Origin of the sequence: Streptomyces cacaoi (assembly GCF_006539165.1) — a bacterium.
Classification (GTDB): domain Bacteria; phylum Actinomycetota; class Actinomycetes; order Streptomycetales; family Streptomycetaceae; genus Streptomyces; species Streptomyces cacaoi.
This window is the reverse complement of the sequence record NZ_BJMM01000041.1, coordinates 1-15,083: the sequence shown is the minus strand read 5'-3', so window position 1 is coordinate 15,083 and position 15,083 is coordinate 1. Positions and strand designations below refer to the sequence as shown.

At 74.7% G+C, this 15,083-nt stretch carries 17 protein-coding genes; 4 read left to right on the top strand and 13 right to left on the bottom strand.

What is annotated here, in order from left to right; translation table 11 throughout:
• Window positions 1-38: 38 nt before the first annotated feature.
• From SCA03_RS27555 to SCA03_RS27545, 3 genes are all read right to left on the bottom strand, one after another.
• On the bottom strand, window positions 39-305 hold the full coding sequence (locus SCA03_RS27555; RefSeq protein WP_030890664.1) for an acyl carrier protein: 267 nt from the start codon (window positions 303-305) through the stop codon (window positions 39-41).
• A 207-nt stretch (window positions 306-512) separates the two neighbouring features.
• Window positions 513-1,547, bottom strand: coding sequence for an NAD(P)-dependent alcohol dehydrogenase (locus SCA03_RS27550; RefSeq protein WP_170298165.1), 1,035 nt, complete (start codon window positions 1,545-1,547; stop codon window positions 513-515).
• 67 nt (window positions 1,548-1,614) lie between these two features.
• On the bottom strand, window positions 1,615-2,208 hold the full coding sequence (locus SCA03_RS27545) for a TetR/AcrR family transcriptional regulator (protein ID WP_086818337.1): 594 nt from the start codon (window positions 2,206-2,208) through the stop codon (window positions 1,615-1,617).
• A gap of 113 nt (window positions 2,209-2,321) precedes the next feature.
• On the opposite strand from SCA03_RS27545, the gene SCA03_RS27540 reads away from it, so the two are divergent.
• Entirely contained in the window at window positions 2,322-3,083 is a 762-nt protein-coding gene (locus SCA03_RS27540) for a hypothetical protein (RefSeq protein WP_230988945.1), read from the top strand.
• Between the two features lie 75 nt (window positions 3,084-3,158).
• Here the strand turns inward: SCA03_RS27540 and SCA03_RS27535 are convergent, their stop codons facing one another.
• The 8 genes from SCA03_RS27535 to SCA03_RS27500 are packed head-to-tail and all read right to left on the bottom strand — an operon-like array spanning window position 3,159 to window position 8,607.
• Complete coding sequence (locus SCA03_RS27535; RefSeq protein WP_230988944.1) at window positions 3,159-3,434, bottom strand: HPr family phosphocarrier protein; 276 nt, start codon at window positions 3,432-3,434, stop codon at window positions 3,159-3,161.
• Window positions 3,435-3,487: 53 nt separating this feature from the next.
• Window positions 3,488-4,636 carry a DgaE family pyridoxal phosphate-dependent ammonia lyase gene (locus SCA03_RS27530; protein WP_037867127.1) on the bottom strand — a complete coding sequence of 383 codons (1,149 nt, stop codon included), beginning with the start codon at window positions 4,634-4,636 and terminating at the stop codon, window positions 3,488-3,490.
• A 38-nt stretch (window positions 4,637-4,674) separates the two neighbouring features.
• Window positions 4,675-5,424 (bottom strand): DUF4310 family protein, encoded by a 750-nt coding sequence (locus tag SCA03_RS27525; RefSeq protein ID WP_086815528.1) that lies wholly within the window; start codon window positions 5,422-5,424, stop codon window positions 4,675-4,677.
• Window positions 5,425-5,438: 14 nt separating this feature from the next.
• The gene (locus SCA03_RS27520) at window positions 5,439-6,230 is read right to left on the bottom strand and encodes a DUF4311 domain-containing protein (protein WP_086815527.1); all 792 of its coding nucleotides are present in this window, start codon (window positions 6,228-6,230) and stop codon (window positions 5,439-5,441) included.
• A gap of 7 nt (window positions 6,231-6,237) precedes the next feature.
• Complete coding sequence (locus SCA03_RS27515; protein WP_030890643.1) at window positions 6,238-6,573, bottom strand: DUF4312 family protein; 336 nt, start codon at window positions 6,571-6,573, stop codon at window positions 6,238-6,240.
• Complete coding sequence (locus SCA03_RS27510; RefSeq protein ID WP_051857119.1) at window positions 6,570-6,989, bottom strand: SFCGS family glycine-rich protein; 420 nt, start codon at window positions 6,987-6,989, stop codon at window positions 6,570-6,572. Before SCA03_RS27510 ends, SCA03_RS27515 begins: the two co-directional genes overlap by 4 nt.
• On the bottom strand, window positions 6,986-7,468 hold the full coding sequence (locus SCA03_RS27505; protein WP_086815526.1) for a hypothetical protein: 483 nt from the start codon (window positions 7,466-7,468) through the stop codon (window positions 6,986-6,988). The genes SCA03_RS27510 and SCA03_RS27505 overlap by 4 nt, the downstream gene beginning before the upstream one ends.
• On the bottom strand, window positions 7,465-8,607 hold the full coding sequence (locus tag SCA03_RS27500) for an amidohydrolase/deacetylase family metallohydrolase (RefSeq protein WP_051857118.1): 1,143 nt from the start codon (window positions 8,605-8,607) through the stop codon (window positions 7,465-7,467). The genes SCA03_RS27505 and SCA03_RS27500 overlap by 4 nt, the downstream gene beginning before the upstream one ends.
• Window positions 8,608-8,785: 178 nt before the next feature.
• Here SCA03_RS27500 and SCA03_RS27495 point away from each other — a divergent pair, with 178 nt between their 5' ends.
• On the top strand, window positions 8,786-9,532 hold the full coding sequence (locus tag SCA03_RS27495; protein WP_051846420.1) for an IclR family transcriptional regulator: 747 nt from the start codon (window positions 8,786-8,788) through the stop codon (window positions 9,530-9,532).
• A 64-nt stretch (window positions 9,533-9,596) separates the two neighbouring features.
• On the opposite strand, the gene SCA03_RS27490 is transcribed toward SCA03_RS27495, so the two are convergent.
• Window positions 9,597-10,340, bottom strand: a complete 744-nt coding sequence (locus SCA03_RS27490; protein WP_030891031.1) for an SDR family oxidoreductase — start codon at window positions 10,338-10,340, stop codon at window positions 9,597-9,599.
• A gap of 252 nt (window positions 10,341-10,592) precedes the next feature.
• Here SCA03_RS27490 and SCA03_RS27485 point away from each other — a divergent pair, with 252 nt between their 5' ends.
• Both SCA03_RS27485 and SCA03_RS27480 read left to right on the top strand, forming a co-directional pair.
• Window positions 10,593-11,825 carry a cytochrome P450 gene (locus tag SCA03_RS27485; RefSeq protein WP_086815525.1) on the top strand — a complete coding sequence of 411 codons (1,233 nt, stop codon included), beginning with the start codon at window positions 10,593-10,595 and terminating at the stop codon, window positions 11,823-11,825.
• 319 nt (window positions 11,826-12,144) lie between these two features.
• Complete coding sequence (locus SCA03_RS27480) at window positions 12,145-13,275, top strand: DUF1648 domain-containing protein (RefSeq protein WP_086815524.1); 1,131 nt, start codon at window positions 12,145-12,147, stop codon at window positions 13,273-13,275.
• Between the two features lie 139 nt (window positions 13,276-13,414).
• Here SCA03_RS27480 and SCA03_RS27475 read toward each other — a convergent pair.
• The coding region (locus tag SCA03_RS27475; protein WP_230988943.1) for a condensation domain-containing protein at window positions 13,415-15,083 on the bottom strand (1,669 nt) is incomplete at its 5' end.

Genomic DNA, 15,083 nt, shown 5'->3' with positions numbered 1-15,083 from the left:
GGCCGGCGCGCGCGGATGCGCGCCGCCGGGCGTGACCGTCAGCGGTCTTCGATCAGTTCACCCGGCTCCGGCAGGCCCTTCTTGCGCCGGACGAAGCGGGTGACGCGCTCGGCGGTGCGGAAGCTGTCCAGGTCCAGGTCCTCCACCTCGACCGTGAGCCCGAAGCGCTCCTCGACGAAGGTGACCAGTTCCAGGGCGAACAGCGAGTCGGCGAGTCCCTGCGCGAAGTAGTCGTCCCGCGGCCCGACGGGCTGTCCGAGCGCGTCGGCCAGGAAGCGGGTGATCTCCTCGGTGTCGACGTTCACGCCGCCGCCTCCCGGGGTGCGGGGCGGGCGCCGGACGCACCGGCGCCGGCCGGGTGTTCGGTGAGGGGGACGGTGCTTCTCGGTGCGGCTGTGTGCGACACATGACCTCCCGCGGGGGACCGGACAGCTTTCCCGATTCCAGTCGCCCCGGCCGGGCGGATCAATGTCTTTCGGCTGGGGCTGAAACGCCTTGCGCCGCCCGCGGGTTCACTCCCGCGGCAGGACGACGGCCTTGACGGCTGTCTCGTCCCGGGCGGCCACCGTCAGTGCGGCGGCGACGTCCGCGAGGCCGAACCGGTGGCTGACGAGCGGGTCGAGGGCGACGGCCCCGCCGGAGGCCAGGCCGATCGCGGCGGGCCAGGTGTCGGCGTAGCGGAAGGTGCCGGTGACCTCGATCTCGTACTGCTGCACGTGTGCGAGCGGCAGCGGGATCTCGTCGCCTCCCATGCCGACGAGGACGGCCCGCCCGGCCCGGCCGACGGTCCTGAGCGCCTCGCCCGTCACGGCGGCGACGCCGGAGCACTCCAGCAGCACGTCGGGGGTGAACCCGGCGTCCGCGCAGGTGGTGCGGCGGGCGTCGAGCGTGCCGGTCGCACCGAGCGCGGCGGCCAGTTCCAGGCGGTGCGGCCGGACGTCGGTGACGACGACCTCCGGGGCGCCGAACGCCCGGGCGCACTGGACGGCCAGCAGACCGACCGGTCCGGCGCCGGTGACCAACACCCGGGTGCCGGGCTCCACCCGGGCCTTGCGGCAGGCCCACACGGCGACGGACAGCGGTTCGATCAGGGCGGCCCGCTCCAGCGGCATGTCGTCGGGCACGGGGTGTGCGAAGCCCTCGTGCAGGGCGACGTACTCGCAGAAGGCGCCGTCGACGGGCGGGGTGGCGAAGAACCGCATTCCGGGGCAGAGGTTGTACCGCCCACGGCGGCACTGTGTGCAGGTGAAGCAGGGCACGCCCGGTTCGAGGGAGACCCGTTCGCCGACGCGGCGCGGGTCGGCCCCGGGCCCGTGTGCCACCACGGTGCCGGCCGCCTCGTGCCCGAGCACGAGGGGCTCACGGACGACGAAGTCGCCGATGCGCCCGTGCTCGTAGTAGTGGGTGTCGGAGCCGCAGGTGCCCACCGCCTCGACCCGGACGAGGAGTTCACGCGGCCCCGGCTCCGGCACGGGACGCCGCTCGACGGCGAGGTCCCGCACCCCGCGCAGCACGCTCGCACGCATGTCGGTGGGCAGTTCGGTCATGGTGCTGCTCCCTCTCCGTCTCCCCTTGTGCCTCTCAGTGCGCCCCGTGCGGCCGTCCGGGCCGGGCTCAGGTGATCAGCGGCAGGTAGACGGTGTCGACGATTTCCCGGATGTCCTGTGACGGCATCGGCTTCAGGTCCATGAGTACCTGGTGCCGGAGCAGGTCGTAGGGGAGACGGATGATGCGCGGGGTGAGTTTCGTGCCGTCGATCTCCCCGCGTGCCGCGGCGCGGTGCGCGACGGACTCGATCAGCGCCCAGCGGGTGTCGATCAGTGCGGCACGCAGCTCGGCCGGTGTGGTGCCCGTCTCCTCGAAGTAGGCGGCCAGCTGTGCGGTCATGGCAGCGGCGAACGCGGCGAACGCTCCGTTGAGCTGTTCGAGCAGGGAGATCGTGTCCTCGCGCACGGACCCGGTGTCGGGGTCGGTGAGCGGGAAGGCCTCGCTGGCGCGGACGATGGCGTCGCGGACGAGGACGTCCTTGGTCGCCCAGTGGCGGTTGACGACGGGCCGGCTGGTACCGGCGCGTTCGGCGACCGCGGCGAAGGTGAGCCCCGCGTATCCGCGTTCCCTCAGCTCGGCCCATGCGGCGTCGAGGAGCGCGGCCTGTAGCTCCGCGCCACGTCGGCGGCGGGGTGTGGAATCCGACCTTGCAAGATGCATGGAGGCATCTTATTGTCGCTGACGGGCCCGCGGCAAGCGGACCGGCGCCTTCCGGGTGCCGGGCAGGGCTGCCGCCGCCCGGCGCGGTGAGCGCCTACACGAAAGGGAACCTCATGAGCACCAACGCTGATGTACAGCAGTCCGCCCAGGTCACGGTCGATGTGCACACCATGGGCCGCAGTTACGACGAGTCCGCGGTCGACCGGTGGGAGCTGGAGGCCGCACGGCGGGCCCTGCGGAATCTGAAGGACGTGATCGACAGCCACACGCTGATGGATCTCCTCGGCGAACAGATCGACGCCGGCGACCGCTACCACAGGGAACTCGTCGCGGCCTCGGCCGGCACCTACCGCGCCTCACAGACCGCGTTCACCGTCCGCGGGCTCGGCGGCACCGAACTGGCCGACTGGTTCCGGGCGCAGGCCGGCACCGGCCGCTTCCAGGACAAGTCGCTGCTCCTCAACGCCCACCCCGAGCACTACGTGGAACCGCCCGCCTACACCGGCGGCATGGTGGAGACGATCGGCGGCCACCTCACCCGGTTCCGGGTCTCGGTGGCCCGGGAACTGCCCGCGGCGGTCGGCGCCCACCTCGACGCGTCCTACCCGGTGACGCTGATGAACGCGCTGCTCAGCCTGGACGACGGCACGCCCTTCGCGTACTGCCTGCACCAGGCGCGGGACACCGGGGCCGGCGCCGACGTGGTCGTACGCGTCGTCTATCCGTCCGCGGCGCCGGACGCGATGATCGAGGGGCACTGCCGGCATCTGGCCGTCGAGTTCCGCAGCTGGATCCGGAATGCGGCGGCAGCGGTCCACGGCACGGCGGCCGGCCCGTCGGGCACCCCGGCCGCCGCGCCCGCTCCCGGACGCTGATCCGAGCACGAGCGGGGCGTACCGCGGGCCCGCCGGACACGGGTGTGCCCGGCGGGCCCGCGGTACGGCCGGGGGTCAGGCGGGTGCGGCGATCCGGGCGAGCGTGTCGAGCGCTCCGGCCGCGTCCTCGCCGCTGGCGCGCAGCACGATCTCGTCACCGCGGCGGATGTTGAGCGTCAGCAGCGACAGCACGCTGCGGGCCGGTACGTGCCGCGCCTCCTGCCCCGCGTCGGCGCGGGCGACGGTCACCTCCGCCGCGGCCAGCGCCGCCGCCTGCGCGAAGGCGGCGGCCGGGCGGGCGTGCAGCCCGGCCTCCTCGGTCACCGTCAGCCGGCGTTCCACGATCCCCACGTGCTTCCTCTCCTCGTCGTCACGGTTTCCTGGTGCGTCCCGGTCCGCGCGGCTCACCCGGCGTCGGCGGCGGCGTGCCCCGCGGGGCCGGAGAGCAGTTCCGTCAGCCGGCGGGCCACCGTCTCCTCCTCGTCCGGGGTGAGCGGGCGGGGGTCGACGGCGAGCCGTCCGGTGGCGGCGTGGTGGTCGCGCAGGAACACCGGCGGGCTGCCGGCGGCCAGTTCGGCCGCGAGCGCGCCCGCGTCCCGCCCGGCGCCCGCCGGGTCGATCGTCAGCTCGGCCCGGTGGATGTCGCGGCCGGCCTCGTCCCGGACGACGCGGGCGGTGACGCCGGGCAGGCCGTCGAGCCGGGCGGCGAGCCGCGCCATCCGCTCGCGCTCCCGCGCCGGGCCCGACCCGTCGCCCGCGCCGCGGCGCTCCTCGTGCTCGCGGACGGCGCGCACCAGGCCGAGCACGGTCTCCTTGCCGACCTTCATCGGCCGGCCGATGCCCGCGTACTGCGCACGGCAGGCCGCCACCAGCCCGGCCGGCCCGCACACCAGCCCCGAGGTGGGGCCGCCGAGCGCCTTGCCGCCGCTGAAGACGACGAGGTCGGCGCCGCTGCCCGTCCAGGTGCGCAGCTCGGACTCGGCGGCGGCGTCGACGAGCACGGGGACGCCGTGTGCGCGGCCGACGGCGACCGTCTCGGCGAGCGACAGGCTGCCCTTCTGCACCGCGTGGTGCGACTGCACATACAGCAGCGCCGCGGTGCGCGGCCCGATCGCGCCCTCCAGATGTGCGCGCCGCACCCGGTTGACCGCGCCCGCCTCGACGGGGGTGCCGCCGCCGAGGGCGATCATCTGCCGTACGGGGGCGCCGAAGTGGACGGCGTGGCCCTTCTGGAGCACCACCTCGTGCGGCCGGTCGCCCGGGTCGGGCAGCGCCTCGATCCGGGCGGGGTCGGTGCCGGCGATCACCGCGGCGACGGCGAGGGCGATACCGGCGGCGGCGCCCGTGGTGGGACAGGCGTCCTCGGTGCCGGCGGCGCGCGCCAGTTCGCGTCCGGCGGCCGTCAGCAGCTCGTCCATCACGACGTGGCTGCGCGCGGCCTCGGCCATCGCGTCGACCACGCCGTCGCTGAGCCTGCTGCCGCCGAGTGCGGTCATCCTGCCGTTGGCGTTGAGCGCGGGCGCGAGGCCCAGTTCGGTGTAGAGCGTGCTCATGGTGCCTTCCTGGTGCGGGGGACGGCGGTGCGGTGCGGTCACTTTCCCGTCAGGGGGAAGAAGAGCCCGAAGAGCATGGCGCCGAGGATCGCGCCACCCGTCAGCGGTTTCTTCCACCAGTAGAAGAGGGCGGCGCCGAGCGTGGACCCCAGGCCGACGGGGATCGAGGCGGTGGCGGCGGCGATGATGACGAGCGGGCCGAGGTAGCGCCCCGCCGAGTTGCCGGCGCCCATCATGACGTCGGCGCCGAACGTGGAGGTGTTTCGCGAGGAGTTGACGGTGGCCCGGCGGATGACGAGGATCAGCGCGCCGATGGCGAAGCCGATGGCCGCCCCGGTGGGCAGCGCCAGCCAGAAGTGTTCGAGCGGCGCCGTCACCCCGGCGGCCAGCAGCATGGCGGGGACCCCGATGCCCACCCCGGTCTGGAGGGAGCCGCCGATGTCGAGGATGCCGACCATGGGCCCCTCGATGACCCGGGCGAACAGGAAGCCCGCGCCGAACGCGGCGGCGGCCCCGTAACTCCCGCTCTCCATACCGGCCTTGAGCATGGCCGTCACGGCGACGTCGCTGAACGTCCCGGTGCGGTAGACGTAGTACAGATGGGTGCCGGCGAAGATGCCGGCGGCCAGGGTGGCGACGAAAACGGGGAAGGCCCACTCCGACAGCCAGAAGCTGCCCTCGCCGGGGACCTTGGCCCCGCGCCCGGACGCGGCGGGCGCGGCGGCCTCCCCGGGGCCCTCGGGCACCGCCGCGGCGCCGTCGGCGGCGCCCGGTTCCGCGTGTGCCATGGTGTGCCTGCCTCTCAGTCCGTGGGTTCGGTGCCGGTGGCCCGGTGGAACTCCTCCAGCCAGCCGGGGGCGTCCACCTTCATCTGGTGCAGCAGCTGGAGGTCGACGCCGCGCAGCACGGCGCTGACGGCGAACAGCGCGACGACCGCGCCCACCAGGACCCGCGTCACCCGCGTCCGCCCCAGGTCGTCGAGCGCCTTGCCGACGACGATGCCGAGCACGATGCCCGGCACGGCGTTGCCCATGACGACGTGCGCGAGGCCGCCCAGCACGGTGCCCCAGCCGCCGGTGCGGCGGCCGGCGTCGACGGCGGCCATCCAGAAGACGATCGGCATGACGGGGTTGATCAGCCACTCGGAGGCCGGGCCGAGCACATCGGCGGCGACCTTCTGGAGCGAGTGCGGGATCGAGGCGGCCGTGGTGTTGAGCACCGAGACCAGCACCACCCCGACGCCCGCGCCGAAGAAGGCCATCCGGCGCGGATTGTGCAGCGTCTCGGCGAGGTCGCGGTTCCTGGCCATCGCCAGCGAGGCCGCCCAGTGCGGCACGATGCGGTGGTCCACGTCGGAGGTGAGGGCGCCGGTGCCGACGGCGCTGGCCCAGGCGTTGAAGAAGAACCCGAAGCCGAACGAGAAGTGCGCGACGGGGTCGTTCTCGCAGGCGTTCAGCTCTCCGAGCGTGCGGAACGCGCCCATGCCCTGCACCTTCGGCGCGTGGAACATCCGGGCCACACCGGCGGAGGCGCCGAAGCCGATGAGCGCGCCGATGACGGCGGACTCCAGCAGGATGGTGAGGGTCTGGTTCATGGCCGCCTCACCTCATGTGGAGCGCGTGCTGAAGCGGGGTGAGCCGTTCCTCGCGGAGGGTGAAGTCGAGCCCGTCCAGGTCGAGCGCCGCCACCCGCACCTCGATGCGCAGCGTCAGCTCGAAGCGGGAGCGGGTGCGGGCGAACAGCAGGCCCAGGAAGCGTTCCGTCCAGCGGTGCTCGACCGCGGAGACGACCTGGAGGTCGACCGGTTCGACCCGGTAGCAGACCCCGGTCGCCCGCTCCCCCGCGGCGCGCTGCACCTGGGCCATGGCGTCGGCGAACGCCTTGTGCCGGCTGGGCCCGGAGCCGGTCAGCCGCAGCACCTGGCGGGTGTGGTTCATGCCGACTCCCCCGTCCGCGCGGAACCCGCCCCGTCACCGGAACCGCCGGTGCCGAGTTTGGCCAGCAGCGCCGTGGCCACCGCGTAGCCCAGCTCCTCGCTGTCGAGGAAGCCGAACCCCAGGACGGTGCGGCCCTGTTGGACGGCGGTGACACCGGCCTGCGCCGAGCGCATCCCGAACTCGATGTCGTGCCCGTACTTGGCCTTCGCCGTGACGGCTCCGGCGCCGCCGCTGCCGCAGAAGGAGATGCCGAGCGCGGCGCCCTCCGCCTGCATCACATCGCCGACCTTCATATCGGCGCCCGGGCCCGGTATCAGCACCGGCTCGGCTCCGGCGGCCCGTACCCCGTCGGCGACGGACTGGCCCTTGCCCAGCCGGTGGCCGATCACGATCTTCACCGCGGTGGCTTCGCTCATGCTTGCGCTCCCCTTGTCGTCTCGGTGTCTCCTGGCCGCGCGCCGGACCCGGTGTGCCGGGCCACCGCGAAGTGCAGGGCGAGCAGCAGGACTTCGCTGTCGGGCGCGGTGTGTCCGCGCGGTGTGCAGTACGCGTCGACGAGCTGCCGGGCCGCGGTCAGCAGGGCGCCGGGCACCTCGGCGTACAGCTCGTCGGCGAGCGGGTCGAGCCGTTCGCCGTGCCGGACGCGGCGCACGAAGGCGAGCGCGTGCACGGCCACGGCCAGCTGCCGCTCCTCGTCGAGGACGAGGCCCTGCTGTGCGGCGTGCCGCCGGATGAGCGGCAGCAGTTCGGCGAGGTCGGCGCGGTCGGTGTCGGTCACCGGCTCCGAGCTGTCCGCCACGGCCTCGGCCACCCGCTCGGTCAGCGGCCCCTCCCCTCCACCGGCCGGTCCCCCGGTCCCGTCTCCGGCTGTGGTGCGGGCCGTCCGGCGGGTCATACGGCGGGCTCCGGGAGTCCGGGGCCGCCGGGGCGGCCGGCCAGGAGTGCGCCGCGGACCGTGAGGGAGCGGCCGCCCCGGCGGCGCTCGCCGGTCGCGTCGGTGAACGTGACGGGCTCCTCGGACAGGTGGAGCAGGGTGAGGTCGGCGACGGCCCCGGGCCGCAGGCTGCCCAGCCGTCCGTCCTCCTGGAGCACCCGGGCCGGGCGGCTGGTGGCGCAGGCGAGCACCTCCAGCAGCGGCATGCCGAGCGCGAGCAGCTTGCCGAGGGTGTCGGTGAGGGAGTGGACGGGCCCGTCGGCGTTGCGGCGGTGCAGATCGGTGCCAGCGGTGTGCGGGCGGACACCGGCGGCCAGCGCGCGTTCGGCGGTGCGGAAGGCGAAGCTGGAGCTGCCGTGTCCGACGTCGAGCAGGACGCCGCGCTCCAGGGCGTCCCAGACGGCCGGCAGGGGTTCGAAGCCGTCGCCGAAGAGCCCGCCGGGCTTGCCGTGGAAGGCGTGGGTGACCACGTCGCCGGCGCCGAGCAGGCCGAGGACGTCGGCGAGGGCCGGCGGTTCGTTGCCGACGTGCACCATGACGGGCAGCCCGTGCCGGGCGGCCAGCCGGGTGGCGGTGCGCAGCGGTGCGAGGCCGCTGTCGCCGAGCACGGAGCGGCTCATCCGCACCTTGAGTCCCCGTACGACGGCGCCCTCGCGCCGCAGCAGGGCGTCGGCCGTGTCGAGGTCGATGTCCCGTGGTCCGCCGGCGAGTTCGCTGTGGCCCTGTACGAGGCCGTGCCGGGAGATGTTGAGCCAGCTGCGCACCCGGGTGCGGGCGGCGCCGACGACGGTGCGGCGGAAGTCCGCCCAGTCGTCGCTGCCGCAGCTGCCCGCGTCGGCGACGGTGGTGACGCCCTGTTCGACGCCGACGGAGTCGGCGGGGACGCCGAGCCCGGTGCGGCCGGGGTAGACGTGGGTGTGGAGGTCGATGAGTCCGGGGGTGACCAACAGGCCGGTGGCGTCGAGGGTTTCGCGGCCCCGCAGCGTGCCGGGCGGTCCGGTGCGCGCGATCCTCCCGTCGCGCACCGCGAGGTCACCGGGCTCGATGGTGCCGCGTTCCGGGTCGGCCAACCGGCCGCCTGTCAACACGAGTTCGTCCATGGACTGCCGCCTTTCGCGGGCGCCCGCAACAGTGCACGATGCGTCCTCGGAACCTGGCTCCTCGGAACCCGGCGGAACCCGGCGCCCGGACGTGCCGGACAGGAACCGTTCCGTAGAATGGATTCGCGTTCCGAAGTACGGATCGATGGAAAGCTAACCGCACCAGTCCGGAGGGTCAATGGATCGCGAGAAGTCGGTGAACTCGGTCGCCAAGGCGCTGCGCGTCCTCCAGGCGGTCGCCCGTCCCGAACTCCCGCACCGCCTCGGGGAGATCGCCGCACACGCGGGGGTGCCCAAGGCCAGCACGCACCGGATCCTGGCCACCCTCGTCGAGGAGGGCTACGTCGTCGCCGACGGCGAGGGCCGCTACTCGGTCGGCTTCCAGCTGCACGCCCTGGCCGCCCAGGTGCTCTCCGACGACGCCGTCGGCATCGACGCCGTGCTCCGCGCCCTCCAGCAGCGGCTCGGCCAGGCCGTCCATCTCGCCGTGCTCAGCGGCGAGAGCGCCACCTACACGCACAAGGTCGACCCCGGACACGCCTACCGCATCGCCACGGAGATCGGGATGCCGCTGCCGCTGCACGCCAGCGCGGCCGGCAAGGCCCTGCTGGCCCATCTGCCCGAGGCCGAGGCGGAGGCGCTGCTCGACCGCGCGGGCCTGCCGGCGCGCACCCCGCACACGCTCACCGACCGCGCCGCGCTCCAGCGCGAACTCGACCGGGTACGCGAGGAAGGCCACGCGGCGGAGTACGAGGAGGCCGACGAGGCCATCTGCTCACTGGCCGCCCCCGTGCTCGACGCCGACGGCTACCCGCGTGGCGCCGTCTCCGTCTCCTCCCTCGTCTTCCTCGTCACCCGCGACCAGCTCCAGGAGTTCGCCCCGGCCGTACGCCAGGCCGCCCAGGAGGTCGCCCGGCGCCTGTGAACCCGCCGCGCCGGCTCCCCTCCCCCGCCCGGCCGTCGGCGTCGTCCGGCACGGCGTACCGCCCCTACCGCTGCGCCGCGAGCCACTCCTCGAACGTGGTCGGCGCGATCCGGGCGCCCTCGCCAGGCAGCAGCACCTCGCCCGCCATGTCCGGCCCGAACACACCCGACCAGGTCGGCACGAGCCGCACCTCCCGCCCGCGCGCCGCATGGGTCCGCCGGGCCATGTCCACCAGGTCCTGCGGCTCGGGGCCGGCGAGATCGAGGTGGGTGCCGCGGGGTTCGGCCACCGCGGTCTCGGCGAGCACCTCGGCCACATCCGCCGGAGCGACCGGCTGCACCAGCAGCGGCGCCAGCGAGGCGACCCCGTCCCGCTCGCCCCAGCCGGCCACCATCTCCGCGAAGTCGTGGAACTGCGTGGCCCGTACGACCGTCCAGGGCACCGGGCCCGCCGCCACGAGGCGCTCCTGTTCCCGCTTGCCCGCGTAGTGCGCGTTGCCCCCGACCCGGTCGACGCCGACGATCGACAGCAGCACGTGGTGCCGCACCCCGGCCCGCTCCTCGGCCGCCAGCAGACGGCGTGTGGCGCCTCCCAGGTAGGCCACCGTCTCGTCCGCACCGGCCGCCGGCATGCTGATGACGTCGACGACGGCCGCCACACCCGCCAGCGCGGCGTCCAGCCCCTCGCCCGTGCTGAGGTCCACACCGCCCGAGCGGCTCATCCGGACGACCTCGTGCCCGTCCCGTTCGAGCGCGGCGACCGTGAGCGCCCCGATGTTGCCCGTCGCACCGGCGACTGCGAGCCGCATGGCGTTCCCCTCTCCGTGGCTTTCCGCGACCGTATCCCGAACCGGCTCAGGACCCCCGTCCGAGCCGCACCGCAGCCTCGGTTCCACCGCCCGTCCGGCACCGTGGCACAGGGGCGGCCCGGGAGCGGCGCGCGGAGCAGCACGCGGCGCCGCACGGGGGACGGCGCCGGAAGCCGCACGTGGGGTGACGGGCGAGGCACAGGCGTGCTAGAGATACCAGCCCGATCCCTCTGCGTCCGGCGGGAGTTACGCATGTCATCCGCTGCCGAAGTCCACTTCGACCCCCTGGCGGACCCGCTGACCCAGCTCGACCGGCTGCTGGAGCACGAGTCCGGTGTGGTGCGCGCGGGCGCACCGGTGGACGCGCTGCTGGTGCTGCGGCGCGACCTCGTCCGCGAGGTGCTGCGGGACACGGACACCTACTCCTCGCGGGACGCGCTGGGCGGCCCCATGCCGGCGAGCGTGCCGCCGCGCGTCGCGGCCGAACTGCCGGAGTTCCTCCAGGAGCCGGTGACCGCCGTGGTGGACGCGGACGGGCCCGGACACCACCGGCTGCACGCCACCGTCCAGGCCGCGTACTCGCGGGCCCGCACCGGGACGCTGCGCCCGCTCCTGGTGCGGCGCGCCGGCGAACTGGCCGGGGAGATCGCCGAGCGGCGCGGCGGCGACCTGGTCGCGGATTTCGCCCAGCCGCTGACCGCCGCCGGCATGGCCGCCGCCATGGGCGTACCGCAGCAGGACGCGCCGCAGCTCGCCGCCTGGGCGATGTCACTGGCCCAGGTGCTGACCCCGACCGTCCCCGAGGAGGAGCGCGCCGCGGCGGCCGGCCGTCTGCACGGCTTCGCCGAGTGGGGCGGCGACCTCCTCGACCGGGCACCGGAGGGCTCCGCCGCGGCGATCTACGCGCGCGGCGCGGACGGACGCCAGGCGCTGCGCCGCGAGGACGCCCTGTACTGCCTGCTCACCCACTGGGTCGCCGGGACCGTCACCACGACGCACGGCATCACCACGGCAGCGCACCGGCTGCTGTGCGAACGCGCCCTGTGGCAGGAGGCGGCAGCCGACCCGGACACCTTCGCACCGCGGGCCTTCGACGAGGGCCTGCGCTGGGCGGCCCCGCACCGCGGCCTGGTGCGCACCGTCACCCGCCCGGCCACGCTGGGCGAAGTCCGCCTCGCCCCGGGCGACCAGGTACTGCCCATGCTCGCGGCGGCCAACCGCGACCCCGGCCACTGGGCCGAGCCCCGCCGCTTCGACCCCCACCGGGAGGCAGCGCACCACGACGCGTTCAGCTACGGCCCGCACGCCTGCGTCGGCGCCCATCTGGCCCGGCTCGAAGGGGAGATCGCGCTGCACACCCTGCTCACCGCCCTGCCGTCCCTCCGGCGGGACGGCGACGAGCCGCCCCTGCGCCCCGACTTCTTCTTCCACGGCCTGGCCCGGCTCCCCGTCACACTCACCGGGCCGGACCCCGCCGAAGCCTGACCCGGCCCCGTCCGAGCCCGGCGCGGCCCCTGGCCGGACACCGCACCGGCCCCGATGGACCGTCACGCCGACGCCAGCAGCAACCCGGCCGGATCTCAAGCCCTTTCCGTCCTGGCTGAAACCCGCGTCCCGAAAGCCCTGTTCACCCCGTCGCCACTCGTGAGCGCCCGTCACGCACGGCTACGCTGCTGAACAGGGAGGGGCCCCTCCGAGCGGCCCGTCCGACGGGTCCGCGTGTCCGCCGCGGCGCTCCCGCCCCGGGTGGCGGGCCGCCCCGGAGGCGTACCGCGGGCGCGGTGACCGACGTACTACGGAACAGGTGAATGACGTGCTCGTCAGCTCGCTAGTCAACGCCGGCCTGCTCCTGCTCCTGGGCGCCGCACTCTATGCGGCCCCGAGCCCGCTGCTGAACCCGAGGACCGTGCCGTTCGGTGTCCGCGTCCCACCGGAGCGGGCGGAGGACCCGCGGGTCGACGCGGAACGCCGGCGGTACCGGGCGCCGGTGCTGTGGGCCACCGTGGTCGGCACGGTGGCGGCGACGGGTCTGGGCGCACTGCTCGACAGCGTCGCGGCGGGAGTGGTGACGGGTCTTGTGCTGTGTGCCGTGGCCGCCGTGCTGTGGCTGCGCGCCCACCGCGCACTGTCCGAGGCGAAGGAGCGCGGCGACTGGTACGCGGGGCTGCGCCAGGGCGCGGTGGCCGACACCTCGCTGCGCACCGACCCGGTGCGGCTCCCCTGGGCGTGGTCCGTCCCGTCGTTCGTCGTCATCGCGGTGACGGCCGTGATCGGCGCGTTCGCCTACCCCGGGCTGCCGGACACGCTGGCGATGCCGGAGCGGTCCGGCGACGGCACCCGGTACCACGAGGTCGCCACGACGTTCTGGACGGCCTTCAGCATGGTCTTCGGGCAGATCCTCGGCACGGCCGCGCTGCTGGCCCTGGTGGCCGCCATGCTGCGCTCCCGCGCCGACCTGGACGCCTCCCGCCCGGCGGCGAGCTCCGCGCGGCACCGCCGGTTCCTCGCCCTGACCTCCCGCGCCCTGCTGGCGATCTCCGCCGTCGTCGACCTCATGCTCCTCGGCCTGTCGGGGATGCTGTGGACCGACAACCGTTCCACGCCCGTGCTGTTCACGGTGGTCGGGGTGCCGGCGCTGGTGACGCTCGGCATCGTGGTGCTGCTGGCCGTCCGGGTCGGCCCGGGCGGCGAACGCCTCCCCGAGGGCGCGGACTCCGAGAACACCGGCATGGTCCAGCGTGACGACGACCGCCACTGGCGCGCGGGCGGCACCGTCTACACCAACGGCGACGACCCCGCCGTTCTCGTGCCCCGCCGGGTCGGCATGGGCTGGACGTTGAACCTCGGCAATCCGCGGGCGCTCATCGGCTCGGTCGCCGTCCTGGTGCTGGTCCTCGGCGCCGCCGCGCTGGCGACCCTCGGCCTGCTCGGCTGACCCTTGCCGGATCACCGCCGGGCCCCGCAACACCCCCTGCTCGCACCAAGGCCCCCGCCGGAGAGGTTTCTCCCTCCCCGGCGGGGGCCTTCGCCTTGTCCGGCACCCGGGCCTCACGCCCGTGGCCCGGCACCCGGCGTCAGTCCGCGCCGCGCCCCTGCCCGGCCAGCGCGGTCAACTCCCGGGCCAGCGCGGCCACCAGCCGCTCCATCGTCGCCCGCTCGTACATCCCCGACGAGTACGACCACGTCAGGGTCAGCAGCTCGCCCTGCACCACCGCGCCGACGTCGATCAGATGAGGCCGCACCTCCGCCTCGCTGAAGTCCCGCCCCACGATGTCGAGTTCGCCCCGCAGCAGTCGGCCGCCGGCCTCCGCGACCCGACCACCCGACGGCTCGTCCACCGCACCGGCCACCGGAGCGCCGCCGCTGTCACCGCTGCCGTCACCCGCGACGTCGAAGCGGCCCAGATAGTTGAAGCTGATCAGCGGCTCCGGCGCGTCCGCGAGCGCCCGCCCCGGGGTCCCCGGCGCCGACAGAAGGCGCAGGGCACCGTAGCCGACCCCCTGGTCCGGTACCGCGCGCAGCGCCCGCTTCACGTCCTTCACGCACTGCCCGGGACCGGCGCCCCGCCGCGCCTCCAGGACCACGGGGTGGATCGAGGTGAACCAGCCCACCGTGCCGGACAGGTCGACGCCCTCGAACAGATCGGCGCGGCCGTGCCCCTCCACATGCACCAGCGTGCGTTCCCGGCCGGTCCAGTCCGCCAGGACGCGGGCCAGCGAGGCCAGCAGGACATCGTTGATCCGGCTGCGGAACCGCCCGGGCACCCGGTACAGCAGGGCCCGTGTCTGCTCCGCCGTCAGCGTGGCCACCACCATGTCCAGCTCGGCACCGGTGTTGGCCCCGTCCGGATGGTCGACGGGCAGTTCGGCCGCTGCCCCGTCGGTGACGGAACGCCAGTAGGCGATCTGGTCGTCGAAGCCGCCCCGCGCCACATGCTCGTTCAGCAGTTCCGCCCATCGGCGCACCGAGGTCGTCCCCGCCTCGGCACGCACCGGCGCGCCGGAGAGCGCCGCGGCGTAGGCGGCCTCCAGATCCTCCAAAAGGATCCGCCAGGACACACCGTCGACGACCAGGTGGTGCGCGACGATGCTCAGCCACGGCGGCTCACCGGCCGCGCGCCGCCCGTGCAGCACCCGCACCAGCGGCCCGCTCTCCAGCCGGAACCCGCTCTGCGTCCGGCGGAGCAACTCCTCCCAGTACGCCCGGGGTTCGGCGACGTCCCGCAGATCGTGACTGCTGAGGACGGCCTCCGGATCGCACTCCGCCCCGACCCGGCCGGCCCAGCGGGCACCGCCCCGCGCCTCGCCCTGTTCCTCGCCGCGTTCCTCGCCGTGTTCCTCGGCGTGTTCCTCGCCGGACGACGCGGGCACGGGCCCGGGCCCCGAACCGATGGCGGCCGACGGCGCAGCCGGTACGAAGGTCGCCCGCAGGACATCGTGCCGCCGCAGGACGGCGCCGACGGCCGCACGCAGCGCACCGGTGTCCGCCGCCGGGTCCAGCTCGAACGACATCGTCATGGAGAAGTGCTCGGGCGCCCGCGGGTGCGTGGCGAAGAACCACTCCCCCACCGGCGTCGGACGCAGCGGACCCGTCGCGTCCCCGGTGCCGCCCACCGGGCCGGTGTCCTCGGCCGCCGCCCGCTCCCCCTCCAGCTCGGCGGCCAGCCCGGCCACCGTCTGGCCCACGAAGACGTCCCGCGACGACAGGGCCAGCCCGGCCCTGCGAGCCCGTGAGACCACCTGG

What these genes read in the sequence shown, in the direction of transcription:
- SCA03_RS27550 (WP_170298165.1), bottom strand. Translation starts at nt 1,547, where the DNA reads ATGACCGAACTGCCCACCGACATGCGTGCGAGCGTGCTGCGCGGGGTG.
- SCA03_RS27545 (WP_086818337.1), bottom strand. Translation starts at nt 2,208, where the DNA reads ATGCATCTTGCAAGGTCGGATTCCACACCCCGCCGCCGACGTGGCGCG.
- SCA03_RS27540 (WP_230988945.1), top strand. Translation starts at nt 2,322, where the DNA reads ATGAGCACCAACGCTGATGTACAGCAGTCCGCCCAGGTCACGGTCGAT.
- SCA03_RS27530 (WP_037867127.1), bottom strand. Translation starts at nt 4,636, where the DNA reads ATGAGCACGCTCTACACCGAACTGGGCCTCGCGCCCGCGCTCAACGCC.
- SCA03_RS27525 (WP_086815528.1), bottom strand. Translation starts at nt 5,424, where the DNA reads ATGGCACACGCGGAACCGGGCGCCGCCGACGGCGCCGCGGCGGTGCCC.
- SCA03_RS27520 (WP_086815527.1), bottom strand. Translation starts at nt 6,230, where the DNA reads ATGAACCAGACCCTCACCATCCTGCTGGAGTCCGCCGTCATCGGCGCG.
- SCA03_RS27515 (WP_030890643.1), bottom strand. Translation starts at nt 6,573, where the DNA reads ATGAACCACACCCGCCAGGTGCTGCGGCTGACCGGCTCCGGGCCCAGC.
- SCA03_RS27510 (WP_051857119.1), bottom strand. Translation starts at nt 6,989, where the DNA reads ATGAGCGAAGCCACCGCGGTGAAGATCGTGATCGGCCACCGGCTGGGC.
- SCA03_RS27505 (WP_086815526.1), bottom strand. Translation starts at nt 7,468, where the DNA reads ATGACCCGCCGGACGGCCCGCACCACAGCCGGAGACGGGACCGGGGGA.
- SCA03_RS27500 (WP_051857118.1), bottom strand. Translation starts at nt 8,607, where the DNA reads ATGGACGAACTCGTGTTGACAGGCGGCCGGTTGGCCGACCCGGAACGC.
- SCA03_RS27495 (WP_051846420.1), top strand. Translation starts at nt 8,786, where the DNA reads ATGGATCGCGAGAAGTCGGTGAACTCGGTCGCCAAGGCGCTGCGCGTC.
- SCA03_RS27490 (WP_030891031.1), bottom strand. Translation starts at nt 10,340, where the DNA reads ATGCGGCTCGCAGTCGCCGGTGCGACGGGCAACATCGGGGCGCTCACG.
- SCA03_RS27485 (WP_086815525.1), top strand. Translation starts at nt 10,593, where the DNA reads ATGTCATCCGCTGCCGAAGTCCACTTCGACCCCCTGGCGGACCCGCTG.